The sequence below is a fragment of the Bacillus sp. NTK071 genome (assembly GCF_017303315.1).
In the GTDB taxonomy this organism is placed as follows: domain Bacteria; phylum Bacillota; class Bacilli; order Bacillales; family Guptibacillaceae; genus Guptibacillus.
In genome coordinates this window covers 757204-783128 of record NZ_JAFKOI010000001.1, presented here as the reverse complement: position 1 = coordinate 783128, position 25925 = coordinate 757204, and the positions used below count along the sequence as shown (strand labels likewise).

The 25925-nt window shown below is 37.3% G+C and carries 23 protein-coding genes and 1 pseudogene; 21 read left to right on the top strand and 3 right to left on the bottom strand.

The window, feature by feature from the left end; all coding sequences use genetic code 11:
* Nucleotides 1–17 precede the first annotated feature (17 nt).
* From JI666_RS03930 to JI666_RS03890, 9 genes are all read left to right on the top strand, one after another.
* Entirely contained in the window at nucleotides 18–557 is a 540-nt protein-coding gene (locus tag JI666_RS03930; RefSeq protein WP_206889307.1) for a GNAT family N-acetyltransferase, read from the top strand.
* Nucleotides 558–635: 78 nt separating this feature from the next.
* Nucleotides 636–1271: a pyridoxamine 5'-phosphate oxidase family protein gene (locus JI666_RS03925; RefSeq protein ID WP_206889160.1), complete on the top strand. Its 636-nt coding sequence runs from the start codon at nucleotides 636–638 to the stop codon at nucleotides 1269–1271.
* Between the two features lie 41 nt (nucleotides 1272–1312).
* Nucleotides 1313–1882, top strand: a complete 570-nt coding sequence (locus JI666_RS03920) for a class I SAM-dependent methyltransferase (RefSeq protein ID WP_206889158.1) — start codon at nucleotides 1313–1315, stop codon at nucleotides 1880–1882.
* Nucleotides 1883–1940: 58 nt separating this feature from the next.
* Nucleotides 1941–2855, top strand: a complete 915-nt coding sequence (locus JI666_RS03915) for an aminoglycoside phosphotransferase family protein (protein WP_206889154.1) — start codon at nucleotides 1941–1943, stop codon at nucleotides 2853–2855.
* Between the two features lie 57 nt (nucleotides 2856–2912).
* Nucleotides 2913–3443, top strand: coding sequence for a GNAT family N-acetyltransferase (locus JI666_RS03910; RefSeq protein WP_206889151.1), 531 nt, complete (start codon nucleotides 2913–2915; stop codon nucleotides 3441–3443).
* A gap of 285 nt (nucleotides 3444–3728) precedes the next feature.
* Nucleotides 3729–5177 carry a DUF11 domain-containing protein gene (locus JI666_RS03905; protein WP_206889148.1) on the top strand — a complete coding sequence of 483 codons (1449 nt, stop codon included), beginning with the start codon at nucleotides 3729–3731 and terminating at the stop codon, nucleotides 5175–5177.
* 193 nt (nucleotides 5178–5370) lie between these two features.
* Nucleotides 5371–5730: a nuclear transport factor 2 family protein gene (locus tag JI666_RS03900; RefSeq protein WP_206889145.1), complete on the top strand. Its 360-nt coding sequence runs from the start codon at nucleotides 5371–5373 to the stop codon at nucleotides 5728–5730.
* Between the two features lie 23 nt (nucleotides 5731–5753).
* Entirely contained in the window at nucleotides 5754–6344 is a 591-nt protein-coding gene (locus JI666_RS03895; RefSeq protein WP_206889143.1) for a kinase, read from the top strand.
* 259 nt (nucleotides 6345–6603) lie between these two features.
* A complete protein-coding gene (locus JI666_RS03890; RefSeq protein WP_206889141.1) occupies nucleotides 6604–8184 on the top strand; it encodes a long-chain-fatty-acid--CoA ligase in 1581 nt (526 codons plus the stop codon).
* Between the two features lie 74 nt (nucleotides 8185–8258).
* Here the strand turns inward: JI666_RS03890 and JI666_RS03885 are convergent, their stop codons facing one another.
* Complete coding sequence (locus JI666_RS03885) at nucleotides 8259–8876, bottom strand: acetate uptake transporter (RefSeq protein ID WP_211201406.1); 618 nt, start codon at nucleotides 8874–8876, stop codon at nucleotides 8259–8261.
* A gap of 380 nt (nucleotides 8877–9256) precedes the next feature.
* Here JI666_RS03885 and JI666_RS03880 point away from each other — a divergent pair, with 380 nt between their 5' ends.
* Entirely contained in the window at nucleotides 9257–10324 is a 1068-nt protein-coding gene (locus JI666_RS03880) for a branched-chain amino acid aminotransferase (protein ID WP_206889139.1), read from the top strand.
* Between the two features lie 48 nt (nucleotides 10325–10372).
* Here JI666_RS03880 and JI666_RS03875 read toward each other — a convergent pair whose 3' ends face one another.
* Nucleotides 10373–12751: a penicillin acylase family protein gene (locus JI666_RS03875; protein WP_206889137.1), complete on the bottom strand. Its 2379-nt coding sequence runs from the start codon at nucleotides 12749–12751 to the stop codon at nucleotides 10373–10375.
* Between the two features lie 299 nt (nucleotides 12752–13050).
* On the opposite strand from JI666_RS03875, the gene JI666_RS03870 reads away from it, so the two are divergent.
* The 7 genes and pseudogenes from JI666_RS03870 (at nucleotide 13051) to JI666_RS03840 (ending at nucleotide 18163) form a co-directional block, all read left to right on the top strand.
* Complete coding sequence (locus tag JI666_RS03870; RefSeq protein WP_206889135.1) at nucleotides 13051–13752, top strand: MerR family transcriptional regulator; 702 nt, start codon at nucleotides 13051–13053, stop codon at nucleotides 13750–13752.
* A gap of 32 nt (nucleotides 13753–13784) precedes the next feature.
* Nucleotides 13785–14288, top strand: coding sequence for a hypothetical protein (locus JI666_RS03865; protein WP_206889133.1), 504 nt, complete (start codon nucleotides 13785–13787; stop codon nucleotides 14286–14288).
* 563 nt (nucleotides 14289–14851) lie between these two features.
* Nucleotides 14852–15373, top strand: coding sequence for a DUF6241 domain-containing protein (locus JI666_RS03860; protein ID WP_206889130.1), 522 nt, complete (start codon nucleotides 14852–14854; stop codon nucleotides 15371–15373).
* A gap of 123 nt (nucleotides 15374–15496) precedes the next feature.
* Nucleotides 15497–15691, top strand: a pseudogene (locus tag JI666_RS03855) (DUF255 domain-containing protein); the annotation flags it as partial.
* Nucleotides 15692–15925: 234 nt separating this feature from the next.
* Complete coding sequence (locus JI666_RS03850; protein ID WP_206889124.1) at nucleotides 15926–16786, top strand: DUF6414 family protein; 861 nt, start codon at nucleotides 15926–15928, stop codon at nucleotides 16784–16786.
* A gap of 23 nt (nucleotides 16787–16809) precedes the next feature.
* Nucleotides 16810–17505, top strand: coding sequence for a hypothetical protein (locus JI666_RS03845; RefSeq protein ID WP_206889120.1), 696 nt, complete (start codon nucleotides 16810–16812; stop codon nucleotides 17503–17505).
* Entirely contained in the window at nucleotides 17495–18163 is a 669-nt protein-coding gene (locus tag JI666_RS03840; protein ID WP_206889118.1) for a class I SAM-dependent methyltransferase, read from the top strand. The genes JI666_RS03845 and JI666_RS03840 overlap by 11 nt, the downstream gene beginning before the upstream one ends.
* Before the next feature lie 61 nt (nucleotides 18164–18224).
* Here JI666_RS03840 and JI666_RS03835 read toward each other — a convergent pair whose 3' ends face one another.
* Complete coding sequence (locus JI666_RS03835) at nucleotides 18225–18461, bottom strand: helix-turn-helix domain-containing protein (protein ID WP_349769294.1); 237 nt, start codon at nucleotides 18459–18461, stop codon at nucleotides 18225–18227.
* A 114-nt stretch (nucleotides 18462–18575) separates the two neighbouring features.
* On the opposite strand from JI666_RS03835, the gene JI666_RS03830 reads away from it, so the two are divergent.
* The 4 genes from JI666_RS03830 to JI666_RS03815 all read left to right on the top strand — a co-directional run bounded on the left by JI666_RS03830 (nucleotide 18576) and on the right by JI666_RS03815 (nucleotide 25914).
* Nucleotides 18576–20054 carry a recombinase family protein gene (locus tag JI666_RS03830; protein WP_206889110.1) on the top strand — a complete coding sequence of 493 codons (1479 nt, stop codon included), beginning with the start codon at nucleotides 18576–18578 and terminating at the stop codon, nucleotides 20052–20054.
* Between the two features lie 96 nt (nucleotides 20055–20150).
* A complete protein-coding gene (locus JI666_RS03825; protein WP_206889107.1) occupies nucleotides 20151–22202 on the top strand; it encodes a thioredoxin domain-containing protein in 2052 nt (683 codons plus the stop codon).
* A gap of 189 nt (nucleotides 22203–22391) precedes the next feature.
* The gene (locus tag JI666_RS03820; protein WP_206889105.1) at nucleotides 22392–24689 is read left to right on the top strand and encodes a DEAD/DEAH box helicase; all 2298 of its coding nucleotides are present in this window, start codon (nucleotides 22392–22394) and stop codon (nucleotides 24687–24689) included.
* The gene (locus JI666_RS03815) at nucleotides 24673–25914 is read left to right on the top strand and encodes a ribonuclease H-like domain-containing protein (RefSeq protein ID WP_206889103.1); all 1242 of its coding nucleotides are present in this window, start codon (nucleotides 24673–24675) and stop codon (nucleotides 25912–25914) included. Before JI666_RS03820 ends, JI666_RS03815 begins: the two co-directional genes overlap by 17 nt.
* Nucleotides 25915–25925 lie beyond the last annotated feature (11 nt).

The window sequence follows — 25925 nt, the reverse complement described above, 5'->3', positions numbered from 1 at the left end:
TTAAATTGGAGGTAAAGATCATAATTGATTCAAAAATAAGCACGCAATTTCAATATATTGTAAGAGTTGCAATAGAGGCAGATGCTACAAATTTAACAGAGATTAGGGTACAGATTGATGGAGAAACTGAGAACTTAGATCGCGAACAGGGTGAGTCTTACATAAACGAATCTGAATTTACACGGATTATAAGGAATGATCATGAGAGAGATCATAACTTGTTTTTAGTTGCTGAGATGGATAATAGAATAGTAGGGTTTTCAAGATGTGAAGGAACCACCCTAAAAAGACTATCTCACAAGGTCCAGTTCGGTGTAGGTGTATTAAAAGGGTACTGGGACTACGGTATTGGAACAGCCCTACTAAAAAAATCCCTTCATTGGGCCGATGCTAGTGGAATCAAAAAAGTAACATTGAGCGTACTTGAGACCAATGAAAAAGCGATCCAACTTTATCATAAACATGGTTTTGAAGTGGAAGGGACATTGAAGCATGACAAATTGCTATCTGATGGGAAATATTATAACACGGTAGTGATGGGAAGAGTGGCGGAGTGACGTTTCATGATCATTTATTAATAATATTTAAGGCATGTTAATCTCAAAATATCTAGACAAACCAAGGAGAACCAAACTATGGAAAAAGAACGATTTCAAAACCAAATTATGAATGAAGATGAATTAAGAGATTTAATAGGTAAGCCGAGTGAGAGAGCGATTAATAAAGTAATTACTAAACTAGATGAGAACTGCCAACAATTCATAGCCCTGTCACCATTTCTAATGATGGCTACTTCAAACTCAAATGGGAAGTGTGATAATTCACCAAGGGGAGATGCTCCGGGGTTCGTACATGTGATTGATGAAGAAATGTTGGTGATTCCTGAACGCCCAGGCAATAAAAGGTTAGATTCAATCATGAACATTCTATCTAATCCTCAAATCGGTTTGGTGTTTGTAATCCCTGGGTTAGAAGAAACACTTAGAATAAATGGACAGGCGATGGTTGTGAAAGATGAAAAAATTCTTGAGACAATGAGTGTGAATGGAAAAGCGCCGCTAATGGGTATTGCAGTAAAAGTAGAAGAGTGTTTTCTGCATTGCGCAAAAGCATTTAAACGATCCCAACTCTGGGATAATGATACTTGGCCGACAAAGGATTCACTACCAAGAGCAGCAACGATTTTAAAAGCGCATGCTAACTTACAAGGAATTAGCGAAGAAAAAATAGAGGAAGATTTAATAGAAAGTTATAGTAAGAGATTGTATTAAATCTTGAAGAGCTTAGATGAGTGTGATTTCATTTTAGGGAGATGAATTATATTAACAGTTATGAAGAAGTTAAAGTTGTTATTGGAGCCGGAGAGTATTCAAATAATCCAGGATGGATCGAAACACAAGAATCAGAGTTAAATTTATTAAATGATAAGCAATGGAAGAGCAGATTTAAACCTAATTCAATTGATGCGATAGTAGCAGAGCACGTATGGGAGCATTTGACGTATGATGAAGGAAAGGATGCAGCACTGACATGTTACCATTATCTAAAACCAAATGGATACTTACGATGTGCCGTTCCAGATGGGAATTTCCCAAATGAGCTTTATCAAAAAAGTGTAAAGGTGGGTGGCCCTGGTCCTAGTGATCATCCCGCAGCTAGTCATAAAATAATTCATACATATAAAACTTTGAAATCTATGTTTGAAGAAGCTGGATATACTGTTCGCTTACTTGAATATTGTAATGAAAAAGGAGAATTTATTTACAATGATTGGAACGAAGAGGATGGTTTCATTTATCGATCAAAGCGATTTGATCACCGAAATTCAGAAGGGAATCTAGGATTTGTTTCGATCATTTTAGATGCTATAAAGCCAAAATAGAACCATAAAAACATATAGATTCGAGTTAAGAATAAATTCCTTTAGCTAGGAGGGTAAAATGAAGCTGCAAAGTAAGTTTGAACAGTTAGTGCATTTGTATTTTGGTGATAAAGGAGCGTCCTGGTTACAGAAACTACCAGAAACGATTTATTACTGTGAACGAAAATGGGACATGCAGGTACAGGACCCTTATACTCTGTCCATTAATTATGTTGCCCCTGCTCTATTAACTGATGGTACAGAGGTAGTCGTGAAGATTTGTTTACCAGGTAAAGAGTTTCTTAATGAGCTTGAAGCGTTACAACTACTTGGTGAGGAAAGAATCGTTAAGCTTATTGATTTCGATAAAGACAATGGTATTCTCATTTTGCGTAAACTTACTCCAGGGATTACTCTTGCAGAAGTGGAAGATGATGATGAAGCTTGTCGAATTGCAGCTAAAGTATTGAAGACACTAACAATGTCAGTACCTGTTAATACGCGTCTACCAAACTCGCTGACTAAGGAAGATAGTCTTAAAGCACTTATCATCGACAATAAACAAGGTGTTGGACCAATTTCTCAAGAGACACTTGTTAAGGCATTGAGAACATGTACGTATTTACATCAAACATCAAAGCAAGAGCTACTTCTTCATGGTGACTTCCATCATTACAACGTTCTAACTTCGAATGAGGATAGTTGGACCGCAATAGACCCTAAAGGTTTAATTGGTGAACTCGAGCTCGATGTTATTCAATTCCTTTTAAATAAACTTCCAAGTCAAGGTGTATATGAACTAACCGAGAAGCGGATCAACATCTTTATGGAAGAACTTAAGTTAGATAAAGAGCGATTACTCCTTTGGGGATACTGTCAGACTGTTTTAGCCACATCATGGACTATAGAGGGTAATCGTTATGATCAAGACTTTTTTCGAATGATTGATATTTTTGAACAGATATATGAAGCTCATTTCGAGAAGCGGATTTAAAAGTTAGATGTAGATTAAAATAGGTTTAAAACTCTATACTTCCAGAGGGGATTAACAATGATTGAACTTCAAAATTTCGAACCAAAAGATTTTCAGCAGCTGATTGAATGGATTCCTTCTCAAGAATTTTTACTGCAATGGGGAGGTCCTGGCTTTACATACCCATTAACTCTGAGCCAGTTAGAAAACTACGTTAATGGTGCCAATAATAATGATTCTATCGTATTAGTATACAAGGTTATACATAAATACTCAAATAAAGTGATTGGTCATATATCTTTAGGGAAATTAGATAAAAATAACAAATCAGCTCGAATAGGTAAAGTGTTAGTTGGAGACGAGACTGTAAGAGGTCAAGGTATTGGTCAACTTATGATGGAAGAGATGTTAAAGGTAGCTTTTGAAGATTTTGCGTTACATAGAGTTAGTCTAGGTGTTTTTGAGTTTAATAAGTCAGCTATTCGCTGCTACGAAAAAGCAGGTTTTACAAAGGAAGGGTTGCTTAGGGACTATAGAAAGAACGACAATGAGTATTGGAGTTTGTGGGAAATGAGTATATTAGAACAGGAGTGGAGGGCAAGACGTTAGAATAGCTGAATAAACGAAAATACCACTCAGGTCGTCAGAACGACTTGAGTGGTATTTTCGTTTGTATTCAAGAATAGAAGCTAACTTAGTCAATAGTAACCATAAGTCAAATCTAGCCTTTCTAGTTACCATTAAGAGATTGACATAGATAAACGAGTATTTACTCAAACTAGACGAATATGTATACCTTGTCCTAGGGCCTTACATATATTATCAATGAATACATTAAATGTGCTAACTGTAATTTGAACAGTTTTTATTTATAGTTAGAAAGGATAACTGATTATGCCTTTTACAAATCGGTATACAGCAAACGATTGTGGAGCAATGACATTTACTGGGAACACAATAGGGCTTAGTGGAACTGGCTTTTCAAACGAAGCAGGTACAAATGGTACAGCTGGTGCTTTTATTACCTTAGATAGTTCTTCTACGGTCGACGCTTTTCCTCCACCAACTGTGATTGGATCTGCTGGTACTACATTAGATTACACTGAGAATGGATCTGAAGCCAATCTGAACTTACCTGCCGGAAGCACAATCCTCTATGCTGAACTCATATGGGGAGGCTTGTATATTGGAGGTGGGATAGACATTTCAGGAGTCATAGATGATGATATTCTATTTAATACTCCTGCACAAAGTAACATCTCAATTACTCCAGATCCTATAACTGCAAACCAGTTCATATCTGGTAACACTGGTTTTTATATGAGATCAGCTGACGTTACTACACTTATTCAAGCTGGAGGAGGAGGAACGTATAGTGCGGGAAGTGTTCCTGCAATTATTAACCAATTTGACTCACCTGTTAACCATGCCGGCTGGACGCTTGCAGTTATTTACCGAAATACATCGTTAAATAACCGTAATATGACCCTCTATGTCGGTGCGGAAGGATTTGTTAGTAATGGAAGTCCAAGCGATGTTCCAATATCAGGCTTCCTAACTCCTCCAACGGGAGACGTGGATGCAAGGGTTCTTTTAAGTGCCCAAGAGGGAGACGCAAACATAAATGGGGACCAGGCTCTTTTTGGACCTGACTCAGGAACACTTACAAATTTGTCAGGTCCTCGGAATCCAGCAGGAAATTTCTTCGGTTCTCAAATTAATGATGATTCAGGAAATATAGACACAAGTGGCTCTTATGGTTTTAGAAATCATACTCCAGGAACACCAGGCACAAATATATTTGCAGGAAGACAGGGCTGGGATATCACCAATGTTAGTGCGAACAACTATTTACCTAATAATCAATCCACTGCATTGTTTCAATTTAATTCCACTGGCGATCTTTATATGCCTAACGCTCTTGGCATCCAGATTGACTTTGGAGAAGCAGATCTCGAAATGGATAAAGAAGTTAATAAAACCATGACACACCAAGGTGACGTTCTAACATATACCGTTACCATTACAAACGATGGTGTAGTTGGAGCTGACAATGCCTACTTTGAAGACCAGCTTTCTGCAGGAGCAGAATTTATTGAAAATACCGTTACGATTGATGGTATAACACAACCTGGGCTCGATCCGGTAGTAGGTTTCCCGTTAGATCCAATCCCAGTAGGAGAATCACGCGTGATTACCTATAAGGTACGTGTTGGTAAAAAATGCTTTATCATTAATGAAGCAACTTTGACGTATAGCTGCGGTAAAGTTGCTACTAGTAATTCGGTCATAACAACATCTTGTCAGAGTTCTTGTGGTGGGGATGATGGATGTTGCTGTTAAAAGGATGCTGTATCAAACGCAGCATCTTTTTTTGGGTTATTATAGTATTTTATCAGTCAATTCAGTCGCAAACTGGAGGGTTTTTAAGGAATGATAGCAATTTGTTAAAATTTAACATATATAATGTGCTAAAATAGAAAGGTGAATGAAAGACTGAATTTTGAACATAATCACATATTGAATAGGAGTACTTATGATAGAGCAAATAGAATTAAAAAAACTTATATTAGATTTAGAACTTCAATTGTTAAATCCTCATATTCGTAAAGAACCAGCTGAAATTGACAAATTTCTTGCTGAAGAATTTTTTGAGTTTGGTAGTTTAGGAACGGTTTGGTATAAAGAAGATTCTGTTGGCGGTCAAGGGCTAAGTGTGAGAGACATGACGCTCTCTGATTTTGAAATCTATTCTTTAGCAGAAGGGGTAGTGTTAGCGACCTATCATGTGAAAGATAAAACGAGGAAACAAAATACTCTTCGTAGTTCAATATGGAAATTAATAGACGGTAGATGGCAGATGTATTTCCATCAAGGGACGTTAACTGAATCCTAATATACACATGTAGAGGTGAAACATTGAAAAATAACTGGATTTTCAAAGATCTATTAAAAAATAGTAAATCAGCTCATCCATTTATTATTGGAATAGACGGTCTTAGTCGTTCCGGTAAAACAACATTTGTCCGTCAGCTTGAGAATAAGTTGAACCAGCAGAACGTACGCTATATTACGTTCCATATAGATGACCATATTGTTGAGCGTCATAGGCGTTATAATACAGGTAATGAAGAATGGATTGAGTATTATTATTTACAGTGGGATGTTCAATGGCTTAAGAATCACTTCTTTGAAAAGATCAAGGAACAGACTAAATTAGAACTACCTTATTACGATCACCTACATGATGTACAGAAATTGCAAATGGTAAATATAGCAGAAGTGGAGTTCATTATTGTGGAAGGTGTCTTTTTGCAACGTGAAGAATGGAGACATGTTTTTGATACCGTTTTATTTCTGGACTGTTCTAAGGAGAAAAGATTTGCTAGAGAAAATGAAAGAACGAGAAAAGAGATTGAAAAATTTCAAAATCGATACTGGAAAGCAGAGGAATTTTATATGAGACAAGTTAACCCTATTGAACAGGCCGATTTAATTATTGAATCATAGTTATAAATAGTTTGTTTACATAATTAAGTTATTGTTATCTAAATAGGTTGCACTAACTATCTCTTGACAAAACAATTGGTCTGATGTATTTAATAAAACTCCGACAAAACCCCTTCTAGCTTACCAAGAAACTTTTTATAGCTAGAAAAAACCATGAAACCTGTCGTAAAATCTGTAATACTTTTAAACCGTTGATATAGGACAGATTGATGTTTACAATGAGGAATGTAACCGATTTCAAATGTGGGGAGCTGACGTGATGCATGTACCATTATTATTGACGGACTTTCTTGATCGAGCGGTAGAATTGTATGGTGAAAAGGCAGCTATAATTGGTGACGATCGTGTTTTAACATATAAACAAATGAATTGCCGTGTGAATCAACTTTCAAGAGGATTGCAATCACTTGGAGTAGAAAAGGGAGATAAGGTTGCTTATTTAGCGCCTAACACAGCGGAAATGTTTGAAGGATTCTATGGGGTATTCCAAGTAGGTGGGATTATGACACCTTTAAACACACGGTTAAAAGCAACTGATTACCAATTTATTCTAGAGCATAGTGAGAGCAAGGTATTATTTGTTGATCAAGAGCTCTTTCATTTGGTAGCAGACGTTATACCAAAATTAGAACAATTACAACATGTAATTGTTCATGGAAGTGGAAATGATGCATTTATTTCTTATGAATCATGGCTTTCCACCTATTCAGATGCACCTTTTAAACGTATGGAGTTAGAAGAAACTGATATCGCCTCATTGTTATATACAAGTGGTACAACTGGAAATCCAAAAGGTGTTCTGCTTAGTCATCGATCGAACTATTTACATGCGCTATCTGCGATGCACCATCTACGTGTGAATGATCAGGATACACTGCTACATGTTCTTCCTATGTTTCATGTTAATGGATGGGGTTCACCTTTCTATTATACAGCGAATGGCGCTACACAGGTGATGCTACGAAAAACGGACCCGGATCTTATTCTAGAGAAGATTAGAAAACATAGCGTATCTGTTTTACATATGGCACCGACTGTTTTAAATATGGTACTAGAAGCCTTTGAGAAAGTAAAACCTGACATACGACAAGACGTTCGTGTTGTTATTGCTGGGTCTGCACCACCAGCAGCTTTCGTGAAAAAGGTTGAAGAGAAATTAGGCTGGAAATTTATTCAGGTGTATGGGATGACGGAAATTTCACCATTAATTACAACTTCTGAATTAAGATCCATGGATCTTGGATCTGCCCCTGAAGAAATCTATCGTCTTAAAGCAAAAGCTGGTTATGCGATGATCGGTAGTAAGGTGAAAGTGGTTGATGAACTGGGTAGTCAAGTCCCGAATGACGCTAAAACGATTGGAGAGATCATTACACGTACAAATGGCGTGATGGAAGGGTATTACAAAAATACAGAAGCCACGAGTGCAGCGATTCGCAACGGTTGGCTTCATACAGGTGATATGGCGGTTGTTGATCAAAATGGAAATATTGAAATCGTAGATCGCAAGAAAGATGTGATAATAAGTGGAGGCGAAAATATTTCATCGATTGAAGTAGAAGGAATTCTTTATGAACATCCTTCAATTCTTGAAGCAGCAGTCGTTTCAATTCCACATGAAAAGTGGGGGGAAGTGCCACATGCTGTCGTGGTCTTACGGGAAGGTGAAGTGGCAACGGAAGATGAATTAATAGCCTTCTGTCGAGAAAAGCTCGCTCATTTCAAGGCACCTAAAAGTATAACGTTTAGTGAAGAACTTCCTAAAACGGCTTCAGGTAAGATCCAAAAAGTTGTGATTCGAAAATCGTTTTGGAAAGATCGTAATCGACTGGTTAACTAGCAAAAGTTAAAAACTAAATTAAAAGAGGGATCGATCACAAACGTGACCGATCCCTCTTTCGGTTGAAAGAATGTTTATTTAAACACTCCAAAAGGTTTTCCAATTGGTAAAGTTACTTTGCCGAAATGAGTATTCAGTACGCTAGCAGCCGAGCCATAAAAGCTCAAGATAGCAATACAGAACTCCGCTATAGCAGCTACAAGATGCATTCCATCAGGAAGAATGCCAAGGGTTGAGAATGTAAGACCGATAAACAAGAAATCAATAAAAACGAATATAAAGAATAGTACTTTATGTGTTTCCATGGCACCGATAGTCATAAATAGACTGAAAATCAGATATCCAATGTAAGCTATTCCAAGTTGCTTCGGATCAACAGTGTTTGCTGCCGCTTCTCCAAAGACACCAAATTGAATTAACCATGATGTTCCGACACCTAACCAGAAAAGGCCAAATGCTGCGAAGGCTGTTGTTCCAAAAGTGTTATTGTGTTTTGAATCTAGAAAACTAGCAATCAACTGTGCGATGCCGCCAAGAAAAATTGCCCATGGCAGAACGAAGGATACGCCATCTGTCCAGCCCAGTTTAGCGGAAGAGGCTACGAGTGTTACCATTGCAAGTCCGAATAGTCCAAGAGCGGATGGGTCAGCTGTTGCCATTTGTACTCGTTGAGTTGTTTGTGTTTGATTCATGATGATACCTCCTAATAAACATACTTGACTAATTTACATAAAAAAATGAACCAATGCAATAGCAAATAAAATAAGCGGAATTTTTCCTTGAAGTAGAAATATTATGTTGTACCTTGCAATGCCTCAACCGTAATCGCTTACACTATAAAGTGAAAAAACAAATAAATTTCTATATAATTTTCACTGAAGGCATTGAGAGAACTGAAAAAAGATAAATAACAAAAGAAATTAGGAAGAAATCACAGAATTTTTTTATCATTCTTCACAATAAAGCTTTAACTCGCTAGAGAAAGGACGTACAATAGACTGTAATCTAGCTACCTCCATATGGGAGGAGCAATTTATATTAATCACTTTTACTAAAGTTAGGAGTCCTTGCTATGAGTACTGATTTAGAAATCGTAAAAAACACTAATCCTAAAGCGAAACCTGAGAAAGATCAGCTACCTTTTGGAAAAACATTTACTGACCATATGTTTGTGATGGACTATGAAACTGGTAAAGGGTGGTACGAACCACGTATTATTCCATATGAACCAATAACATTAGATCCTGCTGCAATGATTTTTCATTATGGACAAACTGTTTTTGAAGGTTTGAAAGCGTACCGAGCAAATGATCAGATCCTGTTGTTTAGACCTGAGAAGAATCTAGCACGACTGAATCTCTCTAGCGAACGTTTGAGCATTCCTCCAATTGATGAAGAGCGTGTCATTGGTTACTTAAAAGAATTGATTCATCTTGAGCAGGACTGGGTTCCTTCTACACCAGGAACTTCACTCTATGTTCGCCCATACATCATTGCAACGGAACCTAACTTATCCGTAGCACCTTCCAATACGTATAAGTTAATGATTATTCTTTCTCCTGTTGGATCTTACTTCTCTGGAGGTCTAACCCCAGTCAAAATTAGTGTTGAGGACAAGTTCACAAGAGCTGTTAAAGGCGGAACAGGTATGGCTAAAACAGCAGGAAATTATTCGTCTGCCTACCAAGCGCAAGCAAAAGCATATAAAGATGGGAATGCGGACGTCCTGTGGCTTGATGGAGTTGAGAAGCGATATATCGAGGAAGTAGGTAGTATGAACATTTTCTTTAAAATCAATGGAGAAGTGGTTACACCGGAATTAAACGGAAGTATCCTTCATGGGATTACGAGAATGTCAGTTATTGAATTGCTGAAAAAATGGGAAATTCCTGTTACGGAAAGAAAAGTATCCATTGAGGAGCTGTATCAACTCTCTGAAAAGGGTCAGCTTGAAGAAGCATTCGGAACAGGAACAGCCGCAGTGATCTCACCTGTAGGAGAACTGAACTGGGCAGGTAAGAAAATGGTAATCAATAACCATGAAATTGGCGAGTTGTCACAAAGACTATATGATACGATTACGGGCATTCAAACAGGAAAGTTAGAAGATAGTCAGGATTGGACTATTACTATTAAATAACTTTACCAAAAGCAAAGAAGCCATCTCCCTATATGAGATGGCTTCTTTTTAAGGTTTTAAGATAAGATGATCTGAGTTAGTTTCATATCCATTTAGCTGCGTTTTATGATAGCTACCAATAACCCAATCCTCAATTTGGTTATCATACCATTTACTAAATACGTAACCTGACTGACCGGGCGAAACGACATTGTAGCTTGTTTCAATTTTAGAAAGATCAGTAATACCTCGCCATGGAGCTCCGTGATTCACTAATCCGCTAGAAGTGCTCCAGCCTGCTGCCCCAACTGTTACGCGACTTCCACTCATTGCATGTGCTTCGGGGTTAAAAAGGAGATTGAGGGGTTTCATGGCTCCAAGAGGATGTTCAAATGGAACAGAATGAAATGTCCCCCATGACCAGTCCTCAGGCGAATCTCCCTGTAGCTTAATAATTCGATCTACAGCTGTTTTATACGATTTGGTTAAGAGAGATTCAAAGCCACCAGCTTTTGTTACCCATGGACCAGGGTGCCCTTCAGCAGCATCTCTAATGAGCTGATCGACAATCTGACTTCTTCCTTCGAAGAGTCTCATCATTTCTTTATCAATTGTTCCTTTAAACAATCTATTTTCAATTTCAACTAGCCACAGATGAAAAAGAAGTGGTGCACCTTGATCTTTTCCATCGATAAAGTTCCAATTTTTAAGGAGTTTAAGAGCATCTTTTTCAGGTGATGTAAATCCTTTTTGATTAAGACCAGTTATTAAAATTGGCGTAAATTCTTTTCCTTGTAAATTCACAAAATCATTTTGAAGCTTCATCATATCCTTTAGATCAAGTTGATCATTTCCAAGTAGAACTTCTCGAATTCGCTCCTGACGGTATGGCTGCGCCCACGTATGTGTAATGTGATAAGGGTATTCCTCTGTTGTTATTTTATTGTTGGCAGTCGAAATAAAGCCTTCCTCGGGATTTACAATGGTAGGAAGTTCATCCCAAGGAATATATCCTTCCCATTCGTATTCATCATTCCAACCTGGTACAGGGAGCATGCTGTCACCTTTTTTACGAATTGGAATAAGGCCATTCGCACGATAAGCAATGGTTCCATTAGTTGAAGCGAAAACAAAATTTTGTGCAGGAGTATGGAAAGAAGTAAGCGCTTTTTTGAATTCATCCCAGTTCGTCGCTTTGTTCATCATTAGCACTGCTTCAAGCTCGTTTGAGGGGTCGAGAGCTGTCCACCTGAGTGAGAGTGCTGTATCAGGTTGATCGTCATATGCGAATTCAGAGAGGATCGGTCCATGTCGAGTTATAGTTACCTGATATGGAATTGGCTCGGCATCTTTAACGAAAATGGGTTCATCTTCTACACGAGATTTCTCCCATAAATCGTTGTAGAGAAATTCCTTGGAATTTTCAGGATTACGTTTCTCGATGTACAAATCCTGCACATCTGGACCAACATTTGTTACACCCCACGCAATAGATTCATTTCGACCGACAATAATGCCTGGAACACCAGCAAATATCACACCATTCACGTTGTACTCAGGTGAATTTAGGTGGGTTTCATACCATATTGGTGGTGTCCCAAGACCAAGGTGCGGATCATTGGCGAGTAGTGGTTTACCGGATGCTGTTTTCTGACCTGATATGACCCAATTGTTGCTTCCATTAAAGGGATCGGGCATTACAGCTTTAGCAAAACTTTTCGTGACATCAATTGAACTATTCTGTACTTCTTGAATAACAGTCGCCCCATCTTTAGGGTAGTTCGGAAAAAGATCCATTGCTTCTTCTTCAGTGAAATTCTGAAGAAGATAATATCTAAATGCTTGTCCTTCCCAATGCCCACCAAGGTCAAAGGCCATATATTTCCCAATTGTGAGGGAATCTATTGGATTCCAATCATCAGGTTCATAACCAGCAAAGGTGAATTCTATCGGTAATGATCGGTCAGATCTCGCTTGGGTAATATAGGCGTTCACTCCATCTGCATACCATTGAAGAATTTCCTTCGCTTCTTCAGAATATTCGTTATAAGAAGCTTCAGCTGCCCTTCGTAAGCCTAACGTACGAAAGAATTTATCTTTGTTAATTGTTGCTTCTCCAATGACTTCACTTAGTGTACCGGAAGCCTGCCTGCGACTGAGATCCATTTGAAACAAACGATCCTGAGCAGTTACGTAACCTTGTGCTATGAAGAGATCTTTTGTTGACAAAGCTTCTATGTGTGGCACACCTGAACTGTCTCGATAGACGGATACGGGTGCATTCAATGACGATAAGACGATCTCTCCAGTTGTTTCAGGAGCGCTTTTCTGAATAAACCAGAAGGCACCACTCCCTGCTAGTAGCAAAAGGAGTAGAACGCTAACAAGAATGTAAAGCGGCCATTTTTTTTTCTTAACCTGCTCTACAGGCGTAATCAAAGTACCCATTGCGACCCTCATTTCATTTTAAATTAATATTACCACAATATTCAGAATTGAAATCGCTTTCTCGACAAGAGGCTCCATTATAAAATTTGTCGATTTTAATCTTTAAATGAAATAATTCACATTGAAAAACAACATTATCAAATATAAAGGGTGCATAAACTTACACTAAACGGGTTTTTGGAGAAGAACATAGCTATATTTGCAAGTCTCTGACTGTTTTTAAGAACCTTTGTCATCACAGAGGGATATTGATATATCCGCATGGAATACATCTATAAAATCAACGGGGAGGAATGAAAATGAATACCAATACAATGATGATTTCCAGGGTGGCTTCCATGTTGAATGTGTCCCGTCATACGCTAAAATTATGGGAGGAACAATTTGCCCCATTTCTAACAATTCCACGTGATGAGAATAACGCTCGAACGTATACAATCGGGGATATTGAAGTCCTTCAATTGATTAAAAATATGAAAGAAAGTCGTGCTGGGGACGATGTTATAACAAATACACTAGAACTTCGCACAAAAGAACCATTGAAAGTTGAAGTAAGAGAATCCCCTGGGGTTATTACAGATCATGAAAATATTAACTTATCATTATCCAAAATAGTTTCTTTCGTAGAATCTGAAGAAGTGAAACAACTTCTCAAGATGGATGAAACCGTTAAACGTTTGGAAAAAGATATTGTTCATCAGGTACACGAAATCGTCCACGAGGAAATTGCCACTGCATCAGATGCTCATGCGACGATTAATCAAATAGAGTTAAGTGCTATAGGGAAAAAACTTGATAACCTCGCAGATGTGTCCGTTGATGAGAGGGAATTCTACCAGTATGAAGTTACGAAAGAGAGAAAGCTTTCTGAAGAGAGAATGTCTGCTAGAGAAGAAAGATTAATGGCGGTTGTTCAGGACCGTTTTCGTGATGAAAGTAGGTCACATGATACGAAGTGGGGGGTATCAAAAATTAAGAATATTTTTGGTTTTGCCAAATAACGGATTTTATAGATAGATAGGGAGAAATCCGAATGGGGGAAGATGAAATGGATCAAGTCAAAATGATGTTTTCCATCCTCAGTCTCCTCGTCGCTGCTACATTCGCTGCTCTCTATATTTATATATTCTCACTTCATACAGAAATGAATGGTATGAAGGTAGAAGGTACAGATGAAGTTGTCTCTGCTGCTTCTTTTCCAGCAGAGTATAAACATATTGACGAATTTATCGCAGATTTTCATGCTTATTATAACCGAACAACAGGATATGGCATGATTGATCGAGAGCTAGATATGGAGGTTCAACAATCCCATGCTGATGCTGCTATCACATACATCGATGTTTTTCTAAAGAATGGGGTAGCTCATGATGACCTAAAAAGGGATTTAGAATCTATTAAAGAGCTCTCAAGTCATGAATTAACTAGAGCTGAGGTTCGATCACTCCACAGGTATTATCATGATTTGGATAAAGCTATGAATCATTATAATCATGAAGATACATTCGGTGTAACAGAAACGTTTGGAGATCAATAGAGTGAATAATAGAGAATATATCTCTTCAGCATAAAAGCGATATCTTTTGAGAGAAAAGATATCGCTCTTATATGTCTTCTAACAAGAAAAAGCCACCATTTAGGTGACTTTCAATTGATTACTCGTCGTAAAAATCGTGATCTGTGTCAGATACGACACCTCTCTTACAAGATAAGCAGTCATTGAAACAGCGGTTAAAGTTAAAAGGAAACAGTCTTTGACACACGTTAGAACAGAAGCGAGAACAGCTTGGAGCAGTTTCGCCTCTGGATGCTCCTTGAGTTCGGTTGTTGCTGTTGTTGTTAAGATATGTTCTTGGTGTACTTGCGCTACGTCGTTTTCCCATAAAGAACACCTCCTTTTACTAGTAAGCTATGCTAGATTCGATGGACATGCTTATGCATTCGCCTCTTTTATGCTAATATTCTAAACAAATATCTGTATAATCATTGACTTCTCCTAAACTTTCTAGCAAACTATGTAAAAGTAGGTATAAATACCCTTTTTTATTTTCATGACATAGTAGTTGTACAGTAGAAAATACAAGGAGCTGAAAGCGAGATATGCCTTCAACAAGAACATTAATCATTTCAATATCATCCATCGTTGTAATCGTTCTTGGCGTTACATACTGGTTTATTTCTGATTTAGATTCGAGTATAGAGAAATCGTCAAGTGAATCAGCTAGTAATAAGTCAGAACCCATTGATCCAGATCGATACATAGATGATGGTGAACCATTAATTTCTGAAGATGGAATACCTTCTGAAAATGAATTTCAAGATTACATACATGGTATGACTCATCAGAAGGTCGTAGCTAAACAAAAATGGGGAATTTATCAAATCTCTGATGAGAGAATTGATAGTATGCTTGGCGTATTAGAGAAAATAAAAGGAACACCGGATGAATATGAGCATTTTGATTTTTATCTTGAAACGTTGAATCAATGGGATGAAGATAATTATCAAAACGCAGTAGAGGTTCATAATCACATATGGCGTTTAAATGGTGGTACAATCGGTAAGGCTAAGCGATTAATGACGAATGAAGAAGAACAGAAATATATTAATAAGCACTATTGATAAGCGGTGAATCCACCGCTTATTTTTGTGCGGATGTCAGTTTCGAAAGATTTTATGATTAAAAGGATTCTTTTGTTAAACTGTAGATAGATCATACCTAACTAATTGTTGGAGGGTGAATGAATGGACGAGCATAATAAGAAGAATCATTATGAAAATAAGCTGATTGATGAGAAGTCTCCTTATCTCCTGCAACATGCACATAATCCAGTTGACTGGTATCCATGGGGAGAGGAAGCGTTTCAAAAGGCAAAGAGAGAAAATAAGCCTGTCCTTGTATCTATTGGGTATTCTACATGTCATTGGTGTCACTTGGTCTTTAGAACCTATGGCTGTGTTAACCCCCTAAAAACCTTTTTAATTATGAGATTATAGATACCAATAAGTGCATATTACCTGTATTTTTCGACGTCAACACAAAACCAACTAAATTATTCTCTATATCTCTAAGCTAAGAAAGGAGAATGATAATGGAAATTAATAGAAAAAGCGAAGTGGAGTTACAGAAATAGGGTGTGGTATAATAGATAAAAATGGAAAAGGTGGGAACGTATGATTGATAGCTTGAAAGATTTTTATTATTTAGATGAGAAAATTTTGAGAAATTATGTTTCTACTATAGAAGATGGTCTTATAAAATATACGGAATCGTCTACTAGTGATGGTTCTCCTAAGTGGAATTTTGATATTTCAACTGGTGAACTTCAGAAGATATTAGTATCGATGGGTATACCAATTCCTGCTACATCAATTAAGAGAGAAGGGAAAGGAAAATCAGTTAATATAAGTCAATTGAGAGAACCTACAAAAGAATCACTGTTCTCTAAATTAGATAATTACTTAGAACCTGCAATACAGTACTTGGAAGGCTTTGATAGAGAAATATGGGCGCAGTTAGAAGAAGGTCAATTTGTAAGGTTTTCAACGAAAGTAAAACTTTCTAAAGGGTACGAAATAGGAAATTTTTTAAACAACGCGGGTGATTTTTTTAACTTGGCGAATAATTTAGACATTGATATGGAAGTTGATGAAGATTTTAATTCTGCAGTTAACTACGGCAAAAAAGCTATTGAGAAAGATGTGCAAAAAGCAATCTTCAGACCAATTGGTTCTCCTAATTCCGCAAAATTTTTCTTCGTAGGTTCACTAGGGATTAATAGCTTAGAAGTAGACATTAGTGATTTATCTCTCGGAACTTATACAGTTATGGGTCGTATAGAACATGTATTACAAGCTGGAGAAAAATATACAATCTTTGACCCCACTTTATCGGGGATGACTAACATGCTTAGTAGAGAGCATAGAAGAGCGAAGACCAAGATTAAAAGTAAAAACGAGTTTGATTTTGATAGTAAAGACATCTTCGCTGTGAAACCTGCAATTGTTATAAAACCAATTGCCCTGTATAAATAAGTTTCGATTTGGGGGAACGATTTTTGGCTGTTAAAGATTATTCATCAATGCTAAGGCTTATTGGTCTTGTAAGTTCGATTGTTGTATTCTTTTGCTTCTCTTTCCTTTACAATAATTCAGACGGAGTTAAGGACTTTATGGAGCATATACCAAACTTCACAGTAGAATATAGAAAAGTGCCAATTGACACTAATTACTTGATACCAGCCGTGTTGTGGTATCTATTCTCATATTTTGGAGCATTTCACGATCAAATCTCTAACAGGTTTAAGATTAGACATCATTTTGATTTTCAGTATATTCTTATCCCTATGGCAAATGAAGTGGGGATAGCTCTAAACGCAGAGCAAAGAAAAAAAGTTTATGAAGATAGAAATGAATTGATGGATAAAGTATTTTATAAATATGCTGATTCTACAGAACCTAAAATAAGTAAACATAACATTATTTTAGCACTAACAAACTGGGCGTTATTTTGGATTTGTATTGAAAGTATTACGGTTTTGATGATTTTTTTAATTCTATTCTTATTTTTGACGTTAAATGGCATTTCCTTAATTTTAGCTTTGTTGATTATAATTTTAAGTGCTTTAGGTGTTGTGTTTTATAAAAGAGCAATAAGAATTATCAATACTGAGATTAGGTTGATATTCAATATTGAGTCTGAGACTGAGCAAGTGTCGGAATCTATTAAAAAGGTGTATCAAGATGCATTATAAAATTGAAGATGAGAAAGAAGTTATTGTTAAAAGCGAATATGCTGCAAAATCTATTTTGCAACAAAGCAATTGGCTACTTGAATGGATTAACGAGTTGCCCCAAAGTAGTGTGATTCTAGATTATGGTTGTGGAAAGCTTAGGTATACAATTCCCTTATTAAATAGAGTCAAAGAGGTTATTGCTGTGGATTCGAAAGAACAAATTAATCGTACTCAGAAGCTCGATAGAGTCAACCATTTAACCATTACGGATTTTGCTGAAGAAGAAGACAACTTGTCTGTTTTCACTACCGATGAATTTGATATGGCTAATTATTTTGATTGGGCAATTTGCACAAATGTACTTTCAGCAATTCCATATGAAGAAGAAAGAGTTAACGTTTTAACTACTATTCGAAAAGCATTGAAGTTTGAAGGTAAAGCACTAATTACTACCCAGTATAGAAATTCGTATTTTAAGAGTTATGAATCCAAAAAAAATGCTGTTAAGTATAAAGATGGATGGTTAATAAAAAATAACAATAATTACTCTTTTTATGGAATAATTCCTCCTTCTTCTTTAAGAGATTTATGTGAAAAAGCAGGTTTAAAAGTTATTGAGTGTCGTTCAGTAGGTGAATCTGCATACTTATTAATAAAAAATGATGAAGAGAATTAGCTGTAATTTTACCAGCTAATTCTCTTCATCATTTTTAGTTAAATCAACAATCAAGTAATTACTATTTGCTAGTCATTAATTCCACTTCAGTTATTAAGGAACTTGGTTTAACATCCAAATTTTCTGCAATTGTGAAAATGGTTGTGATTGTAGGTTTTCTTTGTCCCCTTTCTAATAATCCTATATAAGTCCTGTCTAGCTCACATAGTAATGCTAGCTTTTCTTGAGACAATCCCATTTCTAATCTAATTTTCTTTAATACTTTTCCAAATGCAACTTCTACACGCAATATCAGCACCCCCTACTATTAATACTCCATTTAAAGAGACAAGGAGTCGACAGACTATAGTCATCACGATTAGAGTGTGATAGATTAATAGATAACTATAGTCATTAAACGTGGAGGGTTAAAATGAAAGGTAGAATCTGTCATGTTGCTATTTATATAAGGAAGTCTAGAGGAGATAGTGAGAAAGATTTAAGTAATCACCGTAGTGAGTTGATAAGTATATGTAAGGATAAAAACTGGGATTACGATGAGTTTGCTGAGATAGGTAGTGGGGATTCGCTATACACAAGACCCAAAATGATTGAGCTTTTAGATTTAATCCAAAAGAACAAATATCAAGCAGTACTAGTTTTTGATTACGATAGACTCGGAAGAGGTGACTTAGGTGACCAAGACAAGGTTATTAAAGCTTTTAAGACCTCTAATACAAAGTTAATTACTGCTAATCCATACAAAGTCTATGATTTATCAAATGAGCAAGATGAACAATATACGGATTTCCACAGTTTCATTGCAAGACAAGAATACAAAATGATAAAGAAACGACTTCAGCAAGGAAAACAGATAGGTGCAAAAATGGGTAGATGGACAAATGGGACACCTCCGTTCCCTTATGAATACGACAAGAACACAAAAAGTCTTACCGTAAACACGGTAAGGCTAGCTGTATATAGAGACATTGTTGAAAAATTTATCAGGGGAGATTCTATTTATAACATTGCTAATTATTTAAATGAAAAAGGTATTAAATCTCCTAGGGGTAAGAATTGGCTAGATAGTACAATTAAGAGGTTGTTATTAGATGAAACACATCTCGGGCGGATTGTTTATAACAAGAGTCGAAATAATTCATCACAGAAAAGAGGAGAATTACTACCTAGAAAGCAGTGGATAGTGAAAGAAGATGCACATCAAGCAGTAAAGTCTCAAGAAGAACACGACAAAATAATTTTAAGGTTAGAAAGGAAGAAGCCCGCCAGGAAATTGAGGTATTCATTATCTAGCTTGTTTGTATGCGGTGTATGCAAGAGTCCAATGTATTTAAATTACAAAAGAAACAAACTTTCTCTTAAACCCTGTCAAAGCCTAGATACTGATGGCAATAAATGTCCTAATCGTGGTTCAGAGCTTACCTACTTTAAAAAAGAAATTTTAGAACAACTTATCCTCTATATCAATAAACTTCAACAAGGAAATGGTGAAGTTAATGGTCAACGGGTGGAAATACAAAATAAATTGGACAGAATTACACAGGGTTTAGAAACATACTATTCTCGGCTTAGGAAAATACATGACTCATATGAAATAGGGTTATACAGTGTTAATGATTTTTTAGGGAGACAAAATAATACTGTTTTAAAGATGGAAAGACTTAAGGAAGAAAAAAGGGTCTTAGAAAAAATGTTAGAATCAATAAGTAAGGAAACTCTTAATGAGAAAATAGAGAAACTAAATAGAAGATTAGACTTAATGAATAAAGAAGTCTTGACTGAACAGGAGGAAAATAATGTTTTAAAATCCTTGGTTGAAAGAATTGAATGGAAAAGGCTAATTGGTGCTGAGGTTGAAATGACAATTCACTTTTCTATAAAGAACCTTTGAAATAACTTCGTCTGATTTGTTAACCTTTAAACCATTTTAATTCCATTACGTGAGGATTGACATTATACAGGATTTAATAAAAAGGATGTGAGGTAAATGTCTTCAAACGAAAAAAAGCCTAATAGGTTAATAAATGAGAAATCCCCTTATTTACTACAGCATGCATACAACCCCATCGACTGGTATCCGTGGGGCGAAGAAGCGTTCGAAAAAGCTAAAAATGAAAATAAGCCCGTTTTAGTATCCATAGGCTACTCGGTCTGCCATTGGTGTCATGTGATGGAGAGAGAAAGTTTTGAGGATGAGGAAACAGCAAAATTACTTAATGATCGATTTGTATCAATTAAAGTTGACCGAGAAGAGCGTCCTGATATTGATTCAATTTATATGAAAGTATGTCAGGGATTAACTGGGCAGGGCGGTTGGCCGTTGAATGTATTTCTAACCCCGGATCAAAAGCCATTTTATGCTGGAACATATTTTCCAAAAGAGGGCAGATACAATCTACCTGGATTTAAAGATGCAATTATGCAGTTGTATCAGCAGTATCAGGATAACCCTGAACGCATTACAGCAATAGGTGAGAAAATTACAGCTTCTCTTCAAGAACGGATGAATGCTGAAGGGGGAGAGTTAAAGGAGGAAGCGCTTCATAAAGCTTTCCAACAAATGCAAAACTCTTTCGATACGATTTACGGAGGGTTTGGTCAATCTCCTAAATTTCCATCTCCACACATGCTCATGTTCTTGCTTCGTTATTATCGGAAATATGAGAATGAGCTCGCCTTAACGATGGTAACAAGAACGCTTGATGCCATGGCAAACGGCGGAATCTATGATCACATTGGTTATGGATTTGCGCGGTATGCTGTCGATCAGGAGTGGCTTGTTCCGCATTTTGAGAAAATGTTATATGACAATGCGATGCTTGTTTTAACTTATACCGAAGCTTACCAGGTGACCAAAAATGAGCGGTATAAGAAAATAGCATGTGATGTGTTGAATTACGTGGAACGAGATATGAAGGAACCTGATGGTGGCTTTTATTCTGCTGAAGATGCTGATTCTGAAGGTGTAGAAGGAAAATTCTATGTGTGGTCAAAACAGGAAATTCTAGATATTCTTGGTGATGAGTTAGGTTCCCTTTATAATCGGACGTTTGATATTACATCTAAAGGTAACTTTGAAGGTGAAAATATACCTAATTTAATCCATACAAACCTTTCAAAAATGAAAGAGAAGTTTGATGGAACCGAGAAAGACTTCGAAGATAAGCTTGAAGAAGCACGGCGAAAATTATTTGATGTGAGAGAAGAACGAATTCATCCACATAAAGATAATAAAATTCTAACAAGCTGGAATATGCTAATGATTGCTGCATTCGCTAAAGCAGGCAAAGTTTTTAATATCCCTTCCTATCTGACGACAGCTCAACATACCTATGAATTCATAGAGAAACATCTCGTTGTTGATGGCAGGTTAATGGCACGCGTTCGAGAAGGAGAAGTCAAATTCAAAGCGTACCATGATGACTATGCATATGGATTATGGGCGTTAAATGAACTTTATGAAGCAACATATGATTCAAATTTTCTTCTGAAAGCTAAAAAGCTATCAGATGAGATGCATCATCTCTTTTGGGATGAAACAAGTGGTGGATTCTATTTGTACGGACATGATGCAGAGGAATTGATTGCCCGTCCAAAAGATGTGCACGATGGTGCCCTTCCTTCAGGTAACAGCGTTGCAGTCCTTCAGCTTCTTCGATTATCAAAAATGACCGGTGAAATAAAGTACGATGAATGGGCGAATCAGATGTTTACGGCTTTTTCTGGTGATGTTAGCTCTTATTCAAGTGGGCATGCGTACTTTCTAATGAGCAAACTGTTTACTGTTTCTTCACCGAAAGAATTGGTTATCATTGGGGAGCCTGACGATGAAAATAGAGTAATAATGGAGAAGTTTATACAACAATCATTTTTACCAGAGCTTACAAGTATTAGTACGAAAGATCCTGAGTTACTAAAGGAAGCAGCTCCATTTGCTTCTGAATTTATGAAATCAACACAAACCACGATCTATCTTTGTGAGAACTTTACCTGTTCATTACCTGCAACAGATGTTGAGCAATTAATCAAGCAATTATAAATAGGTCAGGAGCTATCAGGGAAACCTCTGATAGCTTTTTTTGTCACCCTGTTGATTATGAAGAAGAAGTTGGTGTATTTGGATACATACTATCATCATAATGGAAAAGCTTGTATTCCAAATCAAAACGGTATCCATTCGAACGCGTATTCGCTACAATAGAAGTAGACATTTTTTTGAGGTGATCGGATGGAAATAAAGAAGAAACTCCCTCAACTACTGGACATGTTTCAGCAGGAGGAAAAGTATAGATCGAATATCGTCACATGGAAAACAATTGAACCGAAAGCAGCAAAAACCGCACCCTTCCCTGAAGGTGTGGCTCCTGTTTTGCGAGAGGCTCTTTTAAATAGAGGAGTTAACGAATTATATACACATCAAGCAACTGCTTACGAAGAAGCAACTGAAGGAAATAGTTTTGTAGCTGTGACGCCTACTGCTTCAGGAAAAACGTTATGCTACAACCTCCCTGTTCTTGATACGATTTTGAAAGATCCGTCAAGCAGAGCACTGTACTTGTTTCCAACGAAAGCGCTCGCTCAGGATCAGAAAAGTGAAATCAATGAGCTTATTGATGAAATGGAAGTAGATTTAAAAGGGTACACATATGATGGGGATACCTCTCCAACAATTAGGCAAATCGTACGCAAAGCTGGGCATATTGTCATGACAAACCCGGATATGCTTCATTCTGCCATTCTCCCCCACCATACAAAGTGGGTTTCCCTTTTTGAAAATTTAAAAGTAATCGTTATCGATGAGCTTCATACATACCGCGGGGTATTTGGGAGTCATGTAGCCAATGTGATAAGAAGGTTAAAACGAATTTGTAGCTTTTACGGAAGCAATCCCATTTTTATTTGTACATCAGCTACAATTGCAAATCCTAAGGAACTTGCAGAGGAGCTTACTGGAGAAGCAATTACGCTCATTAATAATAATGGTGCACCTACAGGTCGGAAGCATTTTGTCCTATACAATCCCCCAGTTGTGAATCAAGCTCTTAATATCAGGCGTTCAGCAACGTTAGAGGCAAGAAATATTGCTGTTGAACTATTAAGGAATAATATTCAGACCATCGTATTTGCAAGAAGTAGGGTACGTGTAGAAATTCTGTTAACGTATTTGCAGCAACTAGAACAGCGGGAGCTAGGTCCAAGGTCCATAATGGGATACCGTGGCGGCTATCTCCCTAAACAGCGAAGAGAGATTGAACAGGGGCTTCGTAATGGGAAGATAAAAGGTGTCGTTAGTACAAATGCACTTGAACTAGGCGTAGATATAGGTCAGCTTCAAGCATGTGTTCTGACAGGCTATCCAGGTACAATTGCGAGCACCTGGCAGCAAGCTGGACGAGCAGGTCGTAGGCAGGATGAATCGGTAGTCTTTGTTGTTGCGAGTTCAAGTCCATTAGATCAATATATGATTACACACCCAGACTACTTTTTTGAACGCAATCCAGAAGAAGCTCGCGTGAATCCGAATAATTTAATTATTCTAGTCGATCACGTAAAATGTGCGGCATATGAATTACCATTTAAACAGGGTGATACATTTGGCGGTGAAGATGTAGAAGATGTGCTTGAGTTTCTAACAGAAGAGCAATTGCTCCATCATCGAGCAGACAGATGGTTCTGGATGAATGATGCTTTTCCAGCACATAACGTTAGCCTTCGTTCTGCATCACAAGAAAATGTGGTTATTATAGATCAAACGACAGCAGCAAATGTGAAAGTTATTGGGGAAATGGACAGGTTTAGTGCTATGACTTTACTACATGAGGAAGCTATTTATCTTCATCAAGGTGTGCAATATCAGGTTGAATTGCTTGATTACGAGGAAAAGAAAGCCTGGGTACGTGAAGTTGATGTGGACTATTATACGGATGCTAATCTTGCCGTCCAGCTTAAGGTTCTTGAAGAAGATCAGCATGATCAACTTCCACATACCACAGCCACGTATGGTGAAGTAATGGTGAATGCGATGGCTACAATCTTTAAGAAGATAAAATTTGAAACACATGAGAATATTGGTTCTGGACCTATCCATTTACCAGAAGAAGAACTGCATACAAACGCATGCTGGTTTGAATTTCCAGAAAGTTTTGTGCAAACGATGGGGGAAAACCGATTAGAGGAAGGATTGTTAGGTCTTGGGAACGTGCTCCGTAACGTTGCACCACTTTTTGTCATGTGTGATGTTTCCGATCTTCACGTAACACCACAAATCAAAGCCATACACTCTAATAAACCTACTATTTTCTTCTATGATAGATACCCTGGTGGGATTGGTCTTTCTGAACGTGTCTATAAAGAACTAGGACTCATTCTGAAAGAAGCTGAATCAATCGTTGTTGGTTGTGAGTGTGAAAGTGGCTGTCCGTCGTGCGTAGGTGTCGCAGGAGAAACAGGAGAGAATAGCAAAGAAACTGCCCGCTATTTACTTGAATTTTTAAGAGGAGAGCATTCTAATGTCACGGAAGGGTAAATTAAATCGAATGAAAAAGCATATGAACCTTAGTGAAGGGGAAGACACGCCGCAAAAAGTGGAACAGCCTATTCATTCTGTTCCACATCTTCAAAAATGGCGTGAACTCGATGCAAGCCCTTTTTTCTTAGATGGTGAATATGCATTCGTTCGAACGAAACAATATCCTAAAACATATCAACATGGACGGTATGTTTTTCAAGAGCTTGAAGATGTTGTCGATCGTTGGAATAGCTTTCATCGAAGCCATCCTCTTTCTTCTAAACATCTAACCCCATCTGATTTATTGTTTTTTGATACCGAAACAACTGGTCTAGGTGGAGGAGTTGGGAATACGATTTTCTTGTTGGGATACAGCCAGTATACTGAAAAAGGTATCTCAGTAAATCAATATTTCCTCCCAGGCCCAGGAGCGGAAGTTCCTATGTACCAGGCATTTCTAGAAGATGTTAAAGAATTGAAGAATTTAGTGACGTATAATGGCAAAGCCTTTGATTGGCCACAGGTGAAAACGAGGCATACGCTTATTCGTGAACAAGTTCCTAAATTGCCACAATTTGGTCATTTTGACCTTCTGCATGGCGCGCGTCGTTTCTGGAAAAATGAGATGGAATCTGTTAGACTCTCGAACGTAGAAGAACAGCAGCTAGGCTTTACACGAAATGAAGATATACCAGGTTATCTAGCTCCTATGCTTTATTTCGAATTCGTGAAAGACCCTGATCCAGAATTGATTGCTGGTGTACTCAAACATAACGAAGAGGATATTTTGTCTTTAATCACCCTATATATTCGAATGTCTCACCTTCTCCTTGATTTTGAAGGGAAATCCTTATCAGCTACTGAACAATTCCAGTCAGCTCGCTGGTGGGATGCCGTTGGAGAAGAAGACCATGCTGCGCAGTTATATAAGCAAACAACGGGTCGTCATGAACGGGAAGCTAGAAAAGCTCTTGCACGTATTTACAAAAAACAGGGAAACCTAGATAAAGCCATTCTCATCTGGCAGGATCTTTCTGAATCATCGAATGATGAAGAAAGCGATGTCGAGCTTGCTAAATACTATGAGCATAAAGTGAGAGACTATGAGAAAGCTCTTTATTATGCATTATCCGGGTATCAAAAATGGAAACATAAAAAACGTATTCTTAAAGATAAAGAAGAATCGGAGCGACTTCAGTATATGAAGAGAATTGAAAGACTTGAACAAAAAGAATCACGTTAACGGTAGGAGGT